Here is a 17,532-nt window from a genome sequence, read left to right as displayed (position 1 = left end):
TTTTCGGACTCTTTTAATCGTGAATGGATTTTCTGGCTCAATTTATTCGATGACCTTGAATGGTGCAAATGGCTTCAGGGCATCGAGCAGGTGCATTTCTTCTGGCGGGATATGACCAATGACATTTTTACGCTCATCTGCTGGCATGTCTTTTAAAACCACATGCAGCTCGCCTTTATAGCGGCCATAGCCATCGTTGAAGATGATCAGATCCCCACGTTTGATTGGACGGTTGTTCGCTGGCGCAATGCTTTCGTTGGCGAATGTGATGCGCGGCATGGTCGAACGGGCGCTGTACTCAGACATATCACCACGTACATAGTGTGGATGTTCATAAAGAATCTTGCGTTCTACTTCGGTCAGTTCTTTTTCAAGAACCGGCTTAATGTTCAGAATACCTGGCTGAAGTTTGGAGAGTTCTTTGAGTTCTTCTTCGGTTGGATAGCAGTTGGCAATCAGGATATCGTCCACATTGCCTTCCGCAATCAGCAGTCTTGCCTGGGCGTCAAGGGGCAGATCGCGGTGGTCTTCTAAAGTAACCAGACCTTCTTTGACTGGCCAGGGACCAAAAGCATCTGGATTGCTGGAGCCGATAAAGGCTGCGATTGGCAGATTTTGGGCTTTGATTTTCTCGTTGCATTTGCGGAAATGATCCAGAGACAGACCAGAGTAGCGCATTGGATAGAAATTGTGGCAGGTAGTTAAGTGTGCACGGTCGGGATGGTGACTGCAGACATTGTCGATGTAATCATTGAGCGGGCTGGCGTTCAGTTCGATTTTCAAACCTTGCGGGTTGGTCGTCATCAGCGATTCTTCCATACCGGTAAATCCTTCGTCCAGACGGATACCGTCGGCATGCATATCTTTGAAAAACTGCAGATCGTTCCACTCTACGCCAAGTCTTTTCAGGACATAAGGAGCGATGTCCAGAAAAACTTCCATGCCTTTTTCGTGGGCGAAGTCATTGAGATCGCGGAATTCTTCAATCAGTTGTTCTTTGGTTTTTCCTTCAACGGAAAGCAGGCAGGAGAAGATCCGGGAGAAGCCATACTTGCTGGCAAGATTAATATATGCCTTGATATTTTCCATTGAATCGTGTTCCGGGTAAACGGAAATTCCTAAACGGGCCATGTGTCCTCCTCATTCAGTTTTGTTCTGAATGTTCGTTATTTTGACTATAGCATCCTCTTCTTTTCCGACAAGATAGACTTTTTCCGCATCTGAGGAAATCATTCCTCTTCTTCGTCTTTTTGCCTGTCACCATCTTTTTTCAGGCTCTTCTTTGTCTTTCTGATCTTTTTTAATTCTGGTCCCTCTTTCCTTCTTGAATCTGATCTGTCTCAGGAATTCGGCTTCAAAAAGTCAGGCGCAATAACTTGCATCTTTTGAAGAAGTTCTGCTAGAATAACTGAGTCGCAAGGCAAGTCGCGGCTTGCCTGGACTGCTCTTTGTATCCGCACAAAAAACTATGAATTTCGGCTTGAATTTCATTGTGACTGTGCTAATATAGTGAGGCAGTTACTGGATCCTTAGCTCAGTTGGCAGAGCAACTGACTCTTAATCAGTGGGTCTAGGGTTCGAATCCCTAAGGATCCACCAGTAGAACACAACACCACGACTTGTATCTTGATATAGTCGTGGTTTTTTTATGCCTGCCTCTGGTCCCTTCAATAAATGAGTAGAATTTGTCCTTGGAGGGATAAAATGTACTCATCCCTGTCTGCGAACAGTGTTCGGCATTAGCCGGCGGTCGAAGGGTTAAATTGAATGGTGATCCAAAGCCTTGTCTTTTGGACTCCACTCTGAATCTTCAATCTTATCTAAGTCCCGCTTTACGCACCGCACTTTCCGGGGAAAGTACAGCTTGTAATTTTAAGGGGCATACCCCAATCTCGCAGAATTGGTCCCCCTCAAAGCCCGTCCGGCGCGGTACAGGCCTGAGTTTTAAGAAACCCGAAGATTTCACAAAACAGCTCCGGCCGGGCTTGATGAAAGCTCGGACAGTCATTATGGCTGTCTATTCATTTGTTTACTTGGTTAGTTAGTTAGGGAGTTATGGTGTTACTTGACTGGTTACTTGTTTTACTTCTTGTTTTGTTTCCTGCTGATTCTTTAACTGCTCGATTCTCTCTTCATAAAGCTTCTTAATGCTCTCTCGGGGAGTCCATTTGGTGATTTCCGGATGATTCTCATAAATCCATACAAGATTGGACGCCGCATTGATATCGGCGTTCATTTCTTTGTGCACAGGACAAAACGCCTTTTCATGAGCTGATTTGTCGCGGATAACCTTTGCTCCGCAGATGTGGCAGTACTGGGAACTGTAGGCCTGGTTGACATACGAGACTCCGATCTCCTTCAGGCCGGCTTTATATTCGATTCTCTCCTGCAGGACACCATACATCCATTCCGAAAGCAGGCGGTTCATTCGCTTATACTTGCTGGCCGCCCCTCGGATATCCAGATCTTCCATTACAATATGGCCGATATTCTGGTCTGTCTTCAGGACCAAAGCAATTTCTTCGTTGATCAGGCATTCCAGGTGGGCCTGGATCTTTCTGGACTGGCGGGCAAAGGACTTTCTACCGCGGATATTGTTCTTTCTGATCCTTTCTGCCTTGCGCAAAAGCGAGTATGTCCGTTCTTCGCAGGCTTTCTTTTCCTGAGGGGAAAGATCCGGTTTTTTAGATGCAAACTTCTCCAGGTCAGCCCGCTTTAAAAGATTTTTTCTTCGATCCCGCATTCGGTTTCTCTGAACTCCTCGGGCACTCAGAAAATCAGAAGCAGGATAAAAGCATTCTTTGTAAGTTCTTTGGTCTAAGGTTTCAGCCGCCTTGCTCTTGTTTTTGCGCAACGCCTGTTTTTTATCTTCAGTTTTCTTCTTTTTAAGTTCAGCAGACAAAATATTATTGGAAGTGCTGAGCAAAGAAGTAATTCCAGCATCTACGCCAACGTTCTTCTCTGACTTGGAAGGATGGTTTCTTACTTCGACAAGTCTCTGAAAAACCAGACGGTTTTTTTCACGGTCATAGAGCACAGTAAGGTTGCCTCTGGTCTTTTCTTTTTTGGATGTATAGAAAATCCCCCGGAGTTTGACTTCAAATGGCTCCTGTTTTCCTAACCCCATCAGCTGAATGATTGTTGTATTCTCTTCATGACGGATTGTATAACCGTTTTTGTCAATTTTCATCCAGCTGCCTTTGTTGGTATGAACTGGTTTATGGTACTGTCGATACCTTCTTGCCGCATGAGTGAGAAGCCGGTGGATTCTGACAGGATCGCATTTTTTCAGGCGGCCAGCGATATCTTTATTGGAAATCTCCAGAGGTTCAAACCGATGATTTCGAATGATTGGTTTAAACAGCGAAGGCGTCTTGACCACATAAAATACAACTGAGGCTTCCTGGGCATTCATCTTGTACTTCGTATAGAGTTCATCCTTGATACGGCGGATGATCTCTTCCTCCATGGATTTACGGTTTGTGATGATAGACTGCATAGCACATGTCCAGAGCCATGAAGGAAGCATTCCCTTTGGAAAAGAAATACCCGTCAATTTAGCTACGTGATTGGTCGTATCTTTAAGAAGCTGTCGTTTTTCAGCGCGGATTTGGTCCCGGCACTTTTTCCAGGACTTTCCCATCAACTCAATGGAACAGCCAAAAGGAGCAAGAAGGTTATAGGTTTCTCTCCAGGCGAGAAATAAGTTATCTGCCTGTCTGCTCTGGTTTTTGTCCAGTCTGACGGACACCATCTGAATTGTTTTTTTCGATCGACTCATCTTCCTTGTCCTCCTTGAGCAGTTTCCTGGTTTCTTCAATTATTTTCTTATTCGGATCTTGTGCGATGTTTGTTCTAAGACTTTGCTTTCAAGTGATTATGAAAATTTTCAATCTTCCATTAATGACTCGTTGATATAGAAATCACTCCTATGTCTATTGGGCAGATTACTTATGAAATTTTTCAAAATTGTGAAACAAACTATTCGGAACAAACATTGCTCAAGATCCCTTATTCTTGTTGCTGCATGAACCATATAAGCGGCCAGAAAAAACAGTAATGATGGCAATCAGGTCATCTGTGAGTTCCTGCGCACTGTTTCGTTCTTCTCCCTGATTGATGATTACAATTTCTGTCTCCATCTTTTTGGCAAGATATTCAACCAGTTCAAAGCCGAAACGCAGCAGGCGGTCTTTGTGGGTAATGACAATGTGGCTGACTTTTCTGTTTATAAGCAGATCTATCAGTTTAAGCAGACCTGGCTTTTTGTAATTCATTCCAGATCCAATATCCTCAATAATCTGGTATTGCCAGCCCTGCTTCTGCATATAGATCTCAACAACATCTGCCTGCCTTTCCAGGTCCGCCATTCTTTTCTTTGTAGAAAAACGGCAATAACCAATGGCGGTTCTTTGCGACTTTTCTGGAGTCTTCCCAAGATAGACATCCAGCTCTTCAGAATCAAACATATAATGGCCGCCAATAGAAAGATGATAAGGCAGGTTATCAGTTTTGATCATTCTGTACAAAGTATGTCTGGTAACTCCAAAATACTGGCAGACCTACGCGCTTTCTATTTCTATATTTATTGTACATCAGACGCAAAAAATGCGCAATAAAAAGACCGGAAACGCATTTATTTTATTTATCCAGATGGGCCTGACAAATGTCCCTTTCATGGTCAGGTTGACTAAAAACGTTCGCAATTAATGATCATAACAAACTCTAAAATGTTGATTTCAGGCGTAAACGTTCATATATAACAGACAAAAATTGCTTTTAGCGCTTTTGTCGGTCGCATCTTATCCATTATTGAATCTCAAAAGCATCTTTCAGAGGGCTTTCATCCCCATGGCACGCCGTGGCGTATTCGCCTAGCTTGATAAAAAAGGACATGTTGGTGACGATGGACATGCAAAGAATAGTGGACAGGTGAAAAATGGAGGATGAGCCGATAACGGAATTTCAATCATTTAGCCCTTATTATTTTAAAATTGCCTTATTTATCCAACTGTTAAATCCCGTCTCACCAGATCCCATGCAATCCCCCGCCTTGCCCAGATCGGATTCTCTATCCTTCAAAGGAATGAATACTGACTGAAGACCGTTGCCTTTTGAATTTCCGGCAAGCAGGTTCTTCATTGACTTTTGTCAGAGCGGATAGCATTTTATAAAACATTTCGGTTTATATTTTTCTCTGTTTTCTTGTCAGTTTTGTTGCAATTTTTCAGACAATACGATTTTCATTTTTTCAGTTTCAGCTAACTCTTTCAATCTCAGGTATTCTTGAAGGGAGAAACTGGAATTAAGCGATTTTGATTTTCATTTCGCTTAAAATAAACAATAACAGGATCGCAGATCCAGCATTCGCAATTTCAGGCTTTTAGTCAGTTTATGCTGAAAACAGCCCTCACTTTTCTTTTCCATTTCGAGTACCCCTCCTGCAAAAATAGCGATTGCCTGATTTCTTTTGGTGAATGGATCTCTGCGGTCATTCTGTTTTGACTTATACAAATCGCTATGCACGCATAGCTTGAATACCTGTTTCCTGTCAGGAAACCCAGAAAGGACATTTTTTGAATGAAACTTTACGTCATGCGCCACGGCCAGACCAGCCGTAACAAGATCAACCACGTGTTAGGACGCAGTGACCTCCCCCTTGACCACACTGGAATTGGTCAGGCCGCTACCGCTGGCATCAAACTGGGAAATATTCACTTTGATGCCATTTACTCTTCCCCCATGAAACGCGCATATCAGACGGCTGAGGCTGTCTGCAAATACCAGACCAATCCGGCTCCCATTCTTGTGGACAAAAGACTGATCGAACAGAACTTCGGAATTTTTGAAGGATTGAGCCGTGAAGATGAAACCTATCAGGCTGAAAAGAAAGAATACTTTAAACCATTTGAAGGCGGCGAATCCTATCTGGACGTTGCGGCCCGCGTCTATAATTTCCTGGATGATCTGACCAAGGAATCCTGCAAGACCAAACGGGAAAACATCCTGATTACCACCCACGGCGGTATTGCCCGGCTCATTGAAAACTACTTCAACGGCATGTCCAATGATGATTTCCGTACCTATTTCATGAAAAACTGCGAGGTCCGCATTTATGACTTTCCCAAAAAGAGAATTGATCAGCTAGAAGCCCTGGATGAATTTGAGCTCGAGCAGCTTGAAAATAAAATTCCAGAACTGGAACAAGAGAAAAAAGAAATGAAAACTGAGCGATGGCACTGCTCAGGCGTCAGACCATCGGATCTGAAGAAATGAGAACTCTGACAACAGGAATTCTGGCGCATGTTGACGCAGGCAAAACAACCTGTATTGAAAGCATGCTTGTGGATGCCGGAATTCTCAAAAAAGCCGGCCGGGTTGACCATCAGAACGTCTTTCTGGATTATGACGAAATGGAGCGGGCCCGCGGCATTACGATCTATTCCAAACAAGCGGGTCTGGAATGGAAAGACACGCGGATCAATCTGATCGATACCCCGGGTCATGCAGACTTTTCCGCTGAAATGGAGCGGACCTTATCCGTTCTTGATACCGCAATCGTGCTGGTCAGTGCCCTGGATGGCGTCCAGTCCCACACCCGCACCATCTGGAAATGCCTGCAAACCTACCAGATTCCGGCAATTCTTTTCGTCAACAAAATGGATGCTGCCCATTTATCCAAAGAAGAACTGATCCACTCTCTTCGTACGTTAGATGACCGGATCGTAGATCTGGATGCTCAGGACTGGATTGAACAGTTTGCCTCACTCGACGAAGATCTGCTCAATGAATTTCTCGAAACCGAAACCCTGAGCCAAAAGTCGATGACCAAAGCGGTGATGGAGCGCAAGGCGTTTTTGGTGCTGTTTGGATCCGCTCTCAAAAACGAAGGGGTCAGACAGCTGCTGGATGCGCTGGTCTCTTTTACCGTGCCCAAAGACTATCCAGATCAGTTTGGCGCCCGCGTTTTTAAAGTCACAACCGATGAAACCTCCATGCCAATCGTTCATCTCAAAATTACCGGCGGTGTTTTAAAAGCCAAAGAAATCATCAATGATCAGAAAGTCGACCAGATCCGGATCTACCAGGGCAAAGGCTTCCAGTCTGTTCCTGAAGCGAAAGCCGGTGAAGTTGTTTCGGTTAAAGGCTTAAAAGATCTGGTGCCAGGCGATGGGCTTGGCTTTGAAACAGCCAAGCCCAAAGCTTTGCTTTCCCCGGCTCTGTATTATGAACTGATTCTGCCCGAAGGCATTGACCCAGTTCAGATGATGGGCTGGATGAAAGTACTGATGATGGAAGATCCTTCCCTGCAAGTCGAATTCAACGAACAAAATCAGGCGATTTCCATTCATTTAATGGGATCGATTCAAAAAGAAGTCCTGAAAAAGAAAATTCTTGAAAAATCCGGCTTTCAGGTCGAATTTGGACCCGGGCAGATTGTCTATAAGGAAACCATTGCCGATGAAGTCTTCGGATATGGCCACTTTGAACCACTGCGCCATTATGCTGAAGTCCATCTGCTTTTAGAGCCAGGCGAACGCAATTCGGGGCTGACTTTCTCCTCGAAAGTTCCCCGCGATATTCTCTCGCTTAACTGGCAGCGCCTGATTTTATCCGCACTGTCCGACTGGAAAATTCCCGGAGTTTTAACCCGCTCACCACTGACCGATGTCAAAATCACGCTGGTCAACGGACGGGCTCACCAGAAACATACATCCGGCGGCGATTTCCGTCAGGCTGCTCATCGGGCCGTTCGTCAGGGCCTGATGAAAGCTAAAAGCATTCTGCTTGAACCCTATTTCTCCTTTGAAATTCATGTGCCTAGTGAACATCTGTCCAAAGTGCTCTATCAGCTGGATGTGCGCAAGGCTTCCGTTGAAGTCAAAGAGCTGGAAAGCGGCCTGGTATTGATTACCGGCCGCGGTCCAGTGCGCACTTTACTGAACTTTCAGGAAGAGCTGGCCCGGGCCTCCAAAGGAACGGCCTCGTTTGCCAGTCAAACCAGCGGCTATGATGTCTGTCAGGAAAGTGAAACCATTATTGAACAGATTGGCTATGATCCAGCTTCCGACCGCCGCAACCCGGCCGCTTCCGTTTTCTGCTCCAATGGCAGCGGAACAATTGTCGAATGGGATGAAGTCGAAGATCATCTTCACATTCCAGTTGATACCCGCCAGTCTATTAAAAGCTTCTCCGTCAATTCCGGAAAAGTCAGCGACGAAGAACTGCGCCAGGCCTTTGGTAATGCGGGCGGTGCCAACCGCAACGAAAAGAAATCTTTCTCCACTCGTAAAAAACGTACAGAACTGTCTTTGGAACCAGCCAGTGTCAAGAGCTTCTCCAATCTGCCGATCTGTCTGCTTGTCGATGGCTATAACATGATCTATTCATGGCCAGAGCTTAAAGCACTTGCCGCTAAAAGCCTGCATTCTGCCCGTGAGCAGCTCATCAGCATGCTGGTTAACTACCAGGGCTATCGCGGCTGGTCAATGATCATTGTCTTTGATGGCACAAAACAGAAAGGCTCTCATGGCTCGAGCAGCCGCAATGGGTCTTCTTCGATTGTCTATACGCCAGCAGGGATGACTGCCGACAGCTATATCGAAAAGAAAGTGCATGACTTGCGGGGAAAATTCGAATGCATTGCGGCAACCAGTGATGCACTGATCCAGAACTCTGTTATTTCTCATGGTGCCCGCCGCATTTCAGCTCGTGAATTACAGGGCATGGTTCGCGGCGTGAATGCCAGAGCTTTTGAAGATCTGAAATCTGTTCGCTAGCGGACGACAGATCAAAACCGCTACTGAATCAAGCAATCCTTACGAATGAGTGGTCATCCCGAATCGAATAACCGCCCAGTCAACACCATATCCATACCAGTCAGCCAGACCTTTGGGGGTCTGGCTTTTTTCGATCACTTTTCAAAAAACAAGTCGATTTTCCCATCTTTTTCAGGTGTTTTCCGGAATTTCAATCAAATTGCGGCCAATTTATTTGTATTCATTCAAATTCCGGGTAAGATTGGACAAAAGAAAAGCGATAGAGGTTGCACCAATGACTGATGCTCTGGAAGCCGGCAGGCGTCTGACCGGGCATTAAGCAAAGGTGCCGAACTGGATTTTCAGGCATGGAAATCCGGTGGGCCAGCGGAAAATATCTTCTGGACTGTCTACAAGAAAGCTTGTAGGAGGGCTATCACCACCGATGAGAATGTTCTTCAGTGAGATAGTCGATCTATTTCACTGCTTTTTTTTGGAGGAAAATTTATGAATAACGGAATTGAAATCCGAAACGGGCAGGCTCTGATCGGCAATGTCAGCGTGAGCGAACTGGCAAGACGCTGTCATACACCGCTTTATATTTACGATCAGACTGCTCTTGAAGATCGGATGAAAGAGTTTATCGACAACTTTCAAAGCGAGAAGTTCAACACATCGGTTCTGTATGCCAGCAAAGCTTTTTCCTGCATTGCGATGTACAAGCTTTGTGCCCACTACGGTCTTGGTCTGGATGTGGTCAGCGGCGGTGAGCTTTACACCGCCTACAAAGCCGGCTTTGATTTAAGCAAAGTCTATTTCCATGGCAATAACAAGTCTGTCTGGGAACTGGAAATGGCCCTGAAACTTGGCGTTGGAACCATTGTAGTCGATAACCTGATGGAAGCTGAACTTCTGGCTTCTTTAAAACAGAAACCAGAATACGAAAGCTGCCGGATCAAAACCGTGCTGCGCATCAATCCAGGGATTGATGCCCACACCCATAAATACATACAGACTGCCTATATCGATTCAAAATTTGGCATCTCGATTCTGAAAATGGACGAAATTGCCCAGGTTGTTTCTGTACTGCAAGCCGCGCCTGGTATTTCCTTTGATGGCTTCCATGCCCATATCGGATCTCAGATCTTTGAAAAAGACGCCTTCATGGCGGAAATTACGAAAGTCTGCCAGTTTGCACGGGACTTTGAAGACGCGTTTGGACTGGTTACCCGTACGCTCGATTTTGGCGGTGGCTTTGGTGTCTGGTATACCGATGCCGATCAGCCTGTTTCCATTGCCGAAATCTGTCAGGACATCGTTCATCAGTCCGAACTGGAAAAAGAACGCCTGAATCTTTCGTTGGAAACGATCTGCATTGAACCTGGCCGATCGATCGTGGCCGAAGCGGGGTATCAGCTGTATGAAATCGGCTTTTTAAAGGAAACACAGAACCGCAAATACATCTTTATCGATGGCGGTATGACCGATAACATCCGCCCTGCCCTCTATCAGGCTGACTATTCTTTTGATGTTGCGACCAATATGGACAGCGAAAAATCCGAAACCGTGACCATTGCCGGCAAGTGCTGCGAAAGCGGGGACCTGCTTGGCGAAAACATCCTGCTCCAGCCCTGCAAGAGCGGTGATCTGCTGCTGGTTCATTCCACAGGTGCCTATGGATATTCGATGGCGAGCAACTATAACAAGCTTCCTTTTGCGGGCGTGGTCTTTGTCAAAGACGGCCAGATTTTCTGGGCGATCAAACCACAGAGCTTCGATGAACTGATCGAGCGGGAAACGGTTGTTCTGGAGGAAGTACAATGAGAATTCCGGTCTGTAAATACCATGGAGCTGGCAATGACTTTGTCATGCTTGACTATGAAGTCTTTGCCTCGCTCAACGATCCCATCGATTTTATCGTCAAGGTATGCGATCGGCATACCGGGATTGGCGCCGATGGCCTGATCGCCGTCAAAAAAGACCCGCTGGAAATGGTCTACTACAATCAGGATGGTTCAAGAGCGCCAATGTGCGGCAATGGCATCCGCTGCTTTGCCCGTTATTGTTTCGATCACGGCTTTGATCTGCCCGATCCTTTCCCAGTTCAGACACTGGCTGGCGAGAAAGTGATCTCGATTCTCAATACCGATCCTTTCCTTGTGCGAGTCGATATGGACAAGCCCCTCTGGGATCCGGCCCTGATTGGAACCGATCAGAAAATCTGGGACTATCCGCTGGAAATCGATGGTAAAACTTACACGCTGTACTCCTTTTTCATGTCGACTGTCCACACGGTCATTTTCTGCGAGGACGCCCTGGGAGATATTGAAGAAACTGGCCGCAAAATCTGTCATCATCCCCTGTTCAAAGAACAGACCAATGTCAACTTTGTTACCGTTGTCGATGATACCCATTTACAGGTACAGACCTATGAGCGGGGCTGCGGCGTCACCTTAGCGTGTGGAACTGGCGTGTGCGCGAGTGCCTATACGGCTCATGCTTTAAACAAAACCAAAGAAAAAGTGTCCGTCGAACTGAAAAAAGCCGGACTGGAAATTGAAATTAGCGCAGATGATCACGTCTTCATGACGGGTCCTGCCAAGAAAATTATTGAAGGAGAGTACGAATATGACTAATCTGCCAAAAGGATCAATCGTTGCTTTAATTACCCCATTCCATCCCGATGGAACGGTGAACTTCAAAAAACTGCGTGAGCTGATCAACTGGCACATCGAAAACGGAACCGATGGCCTGCTGGTTTTAGGAACTACAGGTGAATCGTCCACGATGTCCCATGAAGAAGATGACGCTGTGGTTGCCTGCGCTCTGGCCACTGCTGATCATCGCATTCCGATTATCGTTGGCGCTGGTTCCAACTGCACCCAGACACAGCTGGAAAAAGCCCTGAAATATCAGAACATGGGAGCGGATGGTCTGCTTCTGATTTCCCCTTATTATAACAAAGCAAACAATGAAGGCATGATCCGCCACTTCACCACGGTTGCGGATGCCGTCAACATTCCAATCATTCTCTATAACATTCCAGGACGCACCGGATGCTCTATTTCCATCAACGCAATCGAACTTCTCAGCCAGCATCCAATGATTCAGGGCATCAAAGAAGCCAGCGGCAATCTGTCCTATGCAACGGATGTCGCCCGCTTTTTAAACGATGACTTCGTGATGTATTCCGGAAATGATGACATCATCGTACCCATGATGTCTCTTGGCTCTTCAGGCGTTATTTCCGTTCTGGCCAACATTCTCCCTCAGGAAACCCACCAGATTGCCAAATCCTGCCTGGATGGCGACTATCCAACGGCCAGAGCAACTCAGTTAGACTTGCTGGATATCATTCATAACCTGTTCATTGAGGTGAATCCCATTCCAGTTAAGGAAGCTATGAACATGATGGGTATGGAAGTTGGAAAATACCGGCTGCCGCTGTACGAAATGGCTTCGGAAAATCGCCGCAAACTGTTTGCTTCTCTCCAGGAAAAGGGGCTCGTTGAGGCATGAATATCGTAATTGTCGGCAAAGGCCGCATGGGCCAGCTGTTAAAGACCACTGCCATTGAACATGGCCATACTGTCCTGGCTAACGTCGATGCCTTTGATCCAGCCGGGCTGCTCGATCAGATTGACCAGTTGGATCTGGTTTTAGACTTCTCTCACCCGGACAATCTGGACTGGGTATCCAAAGCCATTGCAGGTAAAGAAATTGTGCTGGTCGAAGGAACCACTGGTTTTGGCGATGAGCAAAAAGCCCTGCTTAACGACCTGGCCAAAACCAACCCTGTTTTCTTTGCGGCCAACTATTCACTGGGCATCGCCCTGCTGACCAGTCTTGCTGCCAAAGCCAGTCAGCTTTTGAAAGACAAATGGGACATCGAAATTGTCGAAACCCATCATAACCAGAAAATCGATGCGCCAAGCGGCACAGCGCTTGCGCTTGTAGAAGCTATCGACCCAGACAACGAATTCAAGAAAGTCTATGGCCGAAGCGGCCGGACCGGTGTACGCGAAAAAGAAATCGGTATTCATGCCGTTCGCGGCGGCAATATTGCCGGCCGTCATGAAGTCAGCTTCTTTGGGCCGGATGAAGAACTTGTCTTGAGCCACAATGCCAACTCCCGCCAGATCTTTGTCAACGGGGCCATTGCGGCAGCCGAATTTATGGAAGGAAAACCCAACGGTCTGTACAACATGACCGATCTGGTCGGCTAGACCATTCAAAAAATGGATCTGATTTTTCTGATCTGGAAAAGTCAGATCCATTTCATTCGACTTTGAAAGATTCGATACTGATTGCTGAATACCAAAACATTTATACAAAGAACCTATAAAAACATCTATAAAGCCACTATAAGGGAGGAATGCTCATGGAAGCACAGGAAATCATTCAGTTTATTGCCGACGCAAAAAAGAAAACACCCGTTAAAGTCTATATCAATTGTGATCAGGACATCGACTTTCCGGGCTGTCAGAAATTTGGATCAGTCGTGTTTGGCGACTGGAGCGTCATTGAACCCATTCTCAAAGAAAACGAATCCATCATTAAAGACTATGTCGTTGAAAACCAGATGCGCAACTCGGCTGTGCCTTTACTGGATTTAAAAGGCATCAACGCCCGCATTGAACCCGGAGCCATTATTCGCGATCATGTCACCATTGGCAATAACGCCGTCATCATGATGGGAGCGATCATTAATATTGGTGCTGAAATTGGTGAGGGCACCATGATCGACATGGGGGCTGTTCTTGGCGGCCGGGCAATCGTCAAAAAACATTGCCATATTGGTGCTGGAACCGTTCTAGCCGGCGTGATTGAACCGGCCAGCGCAACCCCGGTGATTGTTGAAGACAATGTCATGATCGGCGCCAATGCGGTCGTCATTGAAGGCTGCCACATTGGTGAAAACGCCGTCGTTGCCGCCGGTGCTGTTGTCATTGACGATGTACCTGCCAATGCGGTCGTGGCCGGCTGTCCAGCTAAAGTCATCAAAATGAAAGATGCCAAGGCCAGTGCCAAAACCGAACTGGTAGATGCTCTGCGCACGATTTAGCCACAATTGATCAGCAGTCTTACACCTCATTTTTCACTTACGAACAATCTTGAACTACGAACAAAACGCGTCTGATCGAACGGTTTTTCAAGCCATCGATCAGGCGCGTTCTTTTCGATTTGTTATGATGGTTCTTCAAAACCGGTCCCTCTGTTCAGAGCTAGCTGGCTGTACGACTTATATTTTTACGCAACTCCTTCTTGCTGCCAGTGAAAGATCCCCTGCATAGCCGGATTTTTGATGAGAATTCCAGTCTGCTCAAAAACATTTCGAACCACTGCATCAAAAAAGGATTCGTGCGGTTCAACATCTCCACCGGGAAAGGTGATCACCGGACGTTTTCTTCTTATCTTCTCTACCACCAGAACTTTATCATTATGGCAGACCAGACACATCGTAACCATTGCGGTCTGCTGATGAAGATGGGCATTGAAAATTTCCAATTTGCGAACAGAACGGCAGATGGATTCACGTTTTTTGCTGTAGCGTATGGCAATTTCATCATAGGGAATCCAGATCTCTGCGGCTTCAATCCGGGCATATACGTTGTCTACAATCGTAAATTCATCCGAGTCTGTGGGAAACGCACCGGTCTTTTCATAAAACATTTCTGTCTCTTCAACCATCCAATGCGCAATCTTCTCTTTCTGCTTATTTTTAAGGTTGTTATAGGTTTTGTTCAGCTGAAGAAGCTTTCCATTCACCCGGGCATGTTTACTCATCTCTTTTTCATCTCCATTCATTGCATTGGTCTTTGAAAGCTGCTTTACTCATTTCCAGCTCAGGATGTGTATCGGTGCAAGGCCGTTTTCCGATCATAAAATAAACCTTATAGATTTTATATCTTATATCTTTTATATTATATCTTATATCTTTTATACGAGGAAATTCTTTCACTATTTTACCAGTCGTTTTGCATTCTGGTCACTATTGCTGTCTATCGGCTACAAAGTGAATATCTGGAGATGAAATCAGGCAGTCCGCCCTTTTTTTCAAAGAATAAAAAAGCAGAAGAATCCGAAACTTCAACAACCAGATTCTTCTGCTGAGATTAAAATCAATTGAAAACACAGACAGGTTATTGAGCAAGGCAGTCCTTCGCCTGAGCAAGAACGGTCCAAAGGCAGATTCTCCTGGCTTCTTGTAGCTTCTTCTGGCTTCTCAGACTTTTCAGTCTGCATTTTCAGTTTTAAAGCCAAGGCTCTTCATGGCATCCAGAACGGATGGTTCAGCTCCTTCCAGGATATCCTGCAGAATATAGACGTCCATAGATTCTTTATCTACACCAATCAGTGCATAAACATTGTTGACATCATTGATCAGAACAGTCAGATCGGTGGTATCGGTGCTATAGGCATTGACCAGCTGATAAGAATCGTTTTCCAGTTCACTGATGGCCTGGGCATAGGATTTCTGTGCATCTTCAGCTGTTTCCAATTTTTCTGCCCGGACATCAAAGGTACCTTCGTCCCCTTGCGCAACCAGTGTCATGGCAGCGTCTTTATAATTTTCGTCTTTGAGAACAAAATTCTGGTCCTGTAATGCAGTCTTGATCGGTTCAAAATTAAACAGTGGAACAACTTGATCTTCAGTGGTATCCGTTTCGGTTCCTTTTACTGTCGATTCATCGCTTTCAGAAACAACAGACACCGCAGCAGAAGAATCATTTCCGGCAGAGTTTGCAGAAGAATCAGAGCTTGAAGAGCATCCTGCAGCTGCTAAAGCAAAACTGAGCAGGATAGCAGATAAGAATGTTTTTTTCATAAGAACCTCCCCTATGGTCTGACCTTATTTAAAGCCAGAAAACAAATTCGTCAGTCCCATCTGCCCGGAATCTTCCTCATCCTTTCCCGGTTGATCCTTTCCTGGGTGGATCTATAAGGATCAATACGGATGATTTCTTTGATTTGCAAAACAGCCAGAGTCCTGTTTTTAGTCGACTCGTTTCCAGTCTGATCCCTTTTGCAGACCAGCCAATCTATTCTTACAGAAGCCTGGCCTCGCCCATGACAACCAGGCGTTTTCACACATTTTTCCAATCCCTGCTGATTTTTTCCCTTTCTTGATAGCCTGTGATGGTTTTTATTCTTTGTTTCTTTTTGTTTCCGACTACAATAGAAACAAGTAAGAATAAGGAGGAACGATTCATGTTACGAATCGGAATGTTGACCAGCGGCGGTGACTGCCAGGCTTTAAATGCGACAATGCGTGCAATCTATCTGTCCGCAATGAACAACGCCAAAGAACCAACCGAATTTTACGGCTTTCAGGATGGCTATAAAGGACTGATGTATTCCCGCTACACCATGCTCCATCGCAGTGACTTTGAAGATATTCTCACCCGCGGCGGAACGATTCTGGGAACCAGCCGTGTGCCATTTAAAGAAATCGATAAACCAGATCAGTATGGCAATAACAAAGTCGAACTGATGAAGAAGACTTACCATGAACTTAGTCTGGACTGCTTATTTGTTTTAGGGGGCAACGGCTCCATTAAAACCGCAAACCGTCTGAGTCAGGAAGGTCTGAATGTCATTTCCATGCCAAAAACAATCGATAATGACCTCTGGGGCACTGATATGACTTTCGGATTCCAGTCCGCTGTTGATATTGCCACCCGTGCAATTGATGAAATTCATACTACTGCATCCAGCCATGGTCGTGTTTTCATTGTTGAAATCATGGGCCACAAAACGGGCTGGCTGCCATTAAATGCCGGTATTGCCGGCGGTGCAGATATTATTCTGCTGCCAGAAATCCCCTACAAGCTCGAATCCATTATTAAAACCGTTCAGCGCAAAAAGACCAACAACCGCGGCAGCTTCATGATCCTTGCTGTTGCTGAAGGGGCAATCTCACAAGAAGACAAAAAACTCTCCAAGAAGGAATATCAGAAGAAACTGCAAAACTACATCTACCCTTCTGTTTCCTATAAACTGGCCGCTGAAATCGAAGAAGCAACTGGTAAAGAAGTGCGCGTAACCATTCCTGGCCACACCCAGCGTGGTGGGATGCCAGACGCGTATGACCGTGTTTTCGCTTCCCGCCTGGGTGCGGAAGGCGGTCGGATGGCCTGTGAGGGTGAATATGGATTCATGGTCGCCTACAAAAACCGTGAAATCGTCAAAGTGCCATTATCTGAAGCAGCCGGCAAACTGAAACTCGTCGATCCTAATTCAAACATCGTCAAAGAAGCCCGCATGCTTGGCATCAGCTTTGGTGATGAATAATCATTGATCCCCATAAGTGAATTGATTAAACTGAATTCCATCCTCTCTCGTTCTCTGTCCAATTGAGCGGGCTTGGCGGGCTGATTTCCGTTTTGATCAGGTACACTAAATAAAGAGGTATTGATATGAGCAAATTTTCCTATCTTGAAAATGAAGTCAAAAACATGAATTACGATGCCAGAAATGAACTGCTTTCCCGCCTGCTGGCTGCTGAAAGCAATCGCCTGGCTGATAAGAAGGTCCCATTCAACTACGATCATCGCGAAGTTGTTCGTGAAGAACGTGAAGAAGGTGCGGTTAGTGCCATTGCCTGCGCTGCTTTAGCAGCTGGAACAATCGGCCTGATCATTCTTCTGATCCGCAAGATCCAGAAAGAAGCTGATAAAGCTGCTGCTAAAGAAAAAGCCAGACTGGAAGAAGAGCGTAAGGCAATGATCCAGAAACTGTCCCGGATCAAAGGCAGAGCTTAATTCCCATT

General features: G+C 45.8%; 13 protein-coding genes, 1 tRNA gene and 1 pseudogene. 10 read left to right on the top strand and 5 right to left on the bottom strand.

Annotation, left to right across the window (positions count from 1 at the left end; genetic code table 11):
- Positions 1-42 precede the first annotated feature (42 nt).
- On the bottom strand, positions 43-1,131 hold the full coding sequence (locus tag U4956_RS13165; protein ID WP_323091141.1) for a DUF871 domain-containing protein: 1,089 nt from the start codon (positions 1,129-1,131) through the stop codon (positions 43-45).
- A 392-nt stretch (positions 1,132-1,523) separates the two neighbouring features.
- On the opposite strand from U4956_RS13165, the gene U4956_RS13160 reads away from it, so the two are divergent.
- A tRNA-Lys gene (locus U4956_RS13160) sits at positions 1,524-1,599 on the top strand.
- A gap of 454 nt (positions 1,600-2,053) precedes the next feature.
- Here the strand turns inward: U4956_RS13160 and U4956_RS13155 are convergent.
- Both U4956_RS13155 and U4956_RS13150 read right to left on the bottom strand, forming a co-directional pair.
- Positions 2,054-3,781, bottom strand: a complete 1,728-nt coding sequence (locus tag U4956_RS13155; protein WP_323091140.1) for a zinc ribbon domain-containing protein — start codon at positions 3,779-3,781, stop codon at positions 2,054-2,056.
- 220 nt (positions 3,782-4,001) lie between these two features.
- Positions 4,002-4,550, bottom strand: a pseudogene (locus tag U4956_RS13150) (IS607 family transposase); the annotation flags it as partial.
- A gap of 1,030 nt (positions 4,551-5,580) precedes the next feature.
- Here U4956_RS13150 and U4956_RS13145 point away from each other — a divergent pair.
- From U4956_RS13145 to dapD, 7 genes are all read left to right on the top strand, one after another.
- Positions 5,581-6,276 carry a histidine phosphatase family protein gene (locus U4956_RS13145; RefSeq protein ID WP_323091139.1) on the top strand — a complete coding sequence of 232 codons (696 nt, stop codon included), beginning with the start codon at positions 5,581-5,583 and terminating at the stop codon, positions 6,274-6,276.
- Complete coding sequence (locus U4956_RS13140) at positions 6,234-8,780, top strand: translation factor GTPase family protein (RefSeq protein WP_323091137.1); 2,547 nt, start codon at positions 6,234-6,236, stop codon at positions 8,778-8,780. The genes U4956_RS13145 and U4956_RS13140 overlap by 43 nt, the downstream gene beginning before the upstream one ends.
- A gap of 486 nt (positions 8,781-9,266) precedes the next feature.
- Entirely contained in the window at positions 9,267-10,583 is a 1,317-nt protein-coding gene (lysA, locus tag U4956_RS13135; protein ID WP_323091136.1) for a diaminopimelate decarboxylase, read from the top strand.
- Positions 10,580-11,395, top strand: a complete 816-nt coding sequence (gene dapF / locus U4956_RS13130; RefSeq protein ID WP_323091135.1) for a diaminopimelate epimerase — start codon at positions 10,580-10,582, stop codon at positions 11,393-11,395. Before lysA ends, dapF begins: the two co-directional genes overlap by 4 nt.
- The gene (dapA, locus tag U4956_RS13125; RefSeq protein ID WP_323091132.1) at positions 11,388-12,278 is read left to right on the top strand and encodes a 4-hydroxy-tetrahydrodipicolinate synthase; all 891 of its coding nucleotides are present in this window, start codon (positions 11,388-11,390) and stop codon (positions 12,276-12,278) included. The genes dapF and dapA overlap by 8 nt, the downstream gene beginning before the upstream one ends.
- Positions 12,275-12,985, top strand: coding sequence for a 4-hydroxy-tetrahydrodipicolinate reductase (gene dapB, locus U4956_RS13120; protein ID WP_323091131.1), 711 nt, complete (start codon positions 12,275-12,277; stop codon positions 12,983-12,985). Before dapA ends, dapB begins: the two co-directional genes overlap by 4 nt.
- 155 nt (positions 12,986-13,140) lie before the next feature.
- Positions 13,141-13,824 (top strand): 2,3,4,5-tetrahydropyridine-2,6-dicarboxylate N-acetyltransferase, encoded by a 684-nt coding sequence (gene dapD, locus U4956_RS13115; protein WP_395529150.1) that lies wholly within the window; start codon positions 13,141-13,143, stop codon positions 13,822-13,824.
- A gap of 185 nt (positions 13,825-14,009) precedes the next feature.
- Here dapD and U4956_RS13110 read toward each other — a convergent pair whose 3' ends face one another.
- Complete coding sequence (locus U4956_RS13110; protein ID WP_323091129.1) at positions 14,010-14,546, bottom strand: NUDIX domain-containing protein; 537 nt, start codon at positions 14,544-14,546, stop codon at positions 14,010-14,012.
- Positions 14,547-14,994: 448 nt separating this feature from the next.
- The gene (locus U4956_RS13105) at positions 14,995-15,588 is read right to left on the bottom strand and encodes a hypothetical protein (RefSeq protein ID WP_323091128.1); all 594 of its coding nucleotides are present in this window, start codon (positions 15,586-15,588) and stop codon (positions 14,995-14,997) included.
- A 383-nt stretch (positions 15,589-15,971) separates the two neighbouring features.
- Between U4956_RS13105 and U4956_RS13100 the strand changes: the two genes are divergently transcribed.
- Both U4956_RS13100 and U4956_RS13095 read left to right on the top strand, forming a co-directional pair.
- On the top strand, positions 15,972-17,054 hold the full coding sequence (locus U4956_RS13100) for an ATP-dependent 6-phosphofructokinase (RefSeq protein ID WP_323091127.1): 1,083 nt from the start codon (positions 15,972-15,974) through the stop codon (positions 17,052-17,054).
- A 125-nt stretch (positions 17,055-17,179) separates the two neighbouring features.
- Entirely contained in the window at positions 17,180-17,524 is a 345-nt protein-coding gene (locus tag U4956_RS13095) for a hypothetical protein (RefSeq protein WP_323091126.1), read from the top strand.
- The last annotated feature ends 8 nt before the right edge of the window (positions 17,525-17,532 follow it).

The sequence above is a fragment of the Allobaculum sp. JKK-2023 genome (assembly GCF_034745455.1).
Taxonomy (GTDB): Bacteria; Bacillota_I; Bacilli_A; order Erysipelotrichales; family Erysipelotrichaceae; genus Allobaculum.
The sequence above is the reverse complement of the archived record's forward strand: the minus strand, read 5'-3'. Positions and strand labels throughout refer to the sequence as shown.

Bases quoted from the DNA above. Each gene is read 5' to 3' on its own strand.
- U4956_RS13165 (WP_323091141.1), bottom strand. From the start codon at position 1,131: ATGGCCCGTTTAGGAATTTCCGTTTACCCGGAACACGATTCAATGGAA.
- U4956_RS13110 (WP_323091129.1), bottom strand. From the start codon at position 14,546: ATGAGTAAACATGCCCGGGTGAATGGAAAGCTTCTTCAGCTGAACAAA.
- dapD (WP_395529150.1), top strand. From the start codon at position 13,141: ATGGAAGCACAGGAAATCATTCAGTTTATTGCCGACGCAAAAAAGAAA.
- U4956_RS13145 (WP_323091139.1), top strand. From the start codon at position 5,581: ATGAAACTTTACGTCATGCGCCACGGCCAGACCAGCCGTAACAAGATC.
- U4956_RS13155 (WP_323091140.1), bottom strand. From the start codon at position 3,781: ATGAGTCGATCGAAAAAAACAATTCAGATGGTGTCCGTCAGACTGGAC.
- dapA (WP_323091132.1), top strand. From the start codon at position 11,388: ATGACTAATCTGCCAAAAGGATCAATCGTTGCTTTAATTACCCCATTC.
- dapF (WP_323091135.1), top strand. From the start codon at position 10,580: ATGAGAATTCCGGTCTGTAAATACCATGGAGCTGGCAATGACTTTGTC.
- lysA (WP_323091136.1), top strand. From the start codon at position 9,267: ATGAATAACGGAATTGAAATCCGAAACGGGCAGGCTCTGATCGGCAAT.
- dapB (WP_323091131.1), top strand. From the start codon at position 12,275: ATGAATATCGTAATTGTCGGCAAAGGCCGCATGGGCCAGCTGTTAAAG.
- U4956_RS13140 (WP_323091137.1), top strand. From the start codon at position 6,234: ATGGCACTGCTCAGGCGTCAGACCATCGGATCTGAAGAAATGAGAACT.
- U4956_RS13100 (WP_323091127.1), top strand. From the start codon at position 15,972: ATGTTACGAATCGGAATGTTGACCAGCGGCGGTGACTGCCAGGCTTTA.
- U4956_RS13105 (WP_323091128.1), bottom strand. From the start codon at position 15,588: ATGAAAAAAACATTCTTATCTGCTATCCTGCTCAGTTTTGCTTTAGCA.
- U4956_RS13095 (WP_323091126.1), top strand. From the start codon at position 17,180: ATGAGCAAATTTTCCTATCTTGAAAATGAAGTCAAAAACATGAATTAC.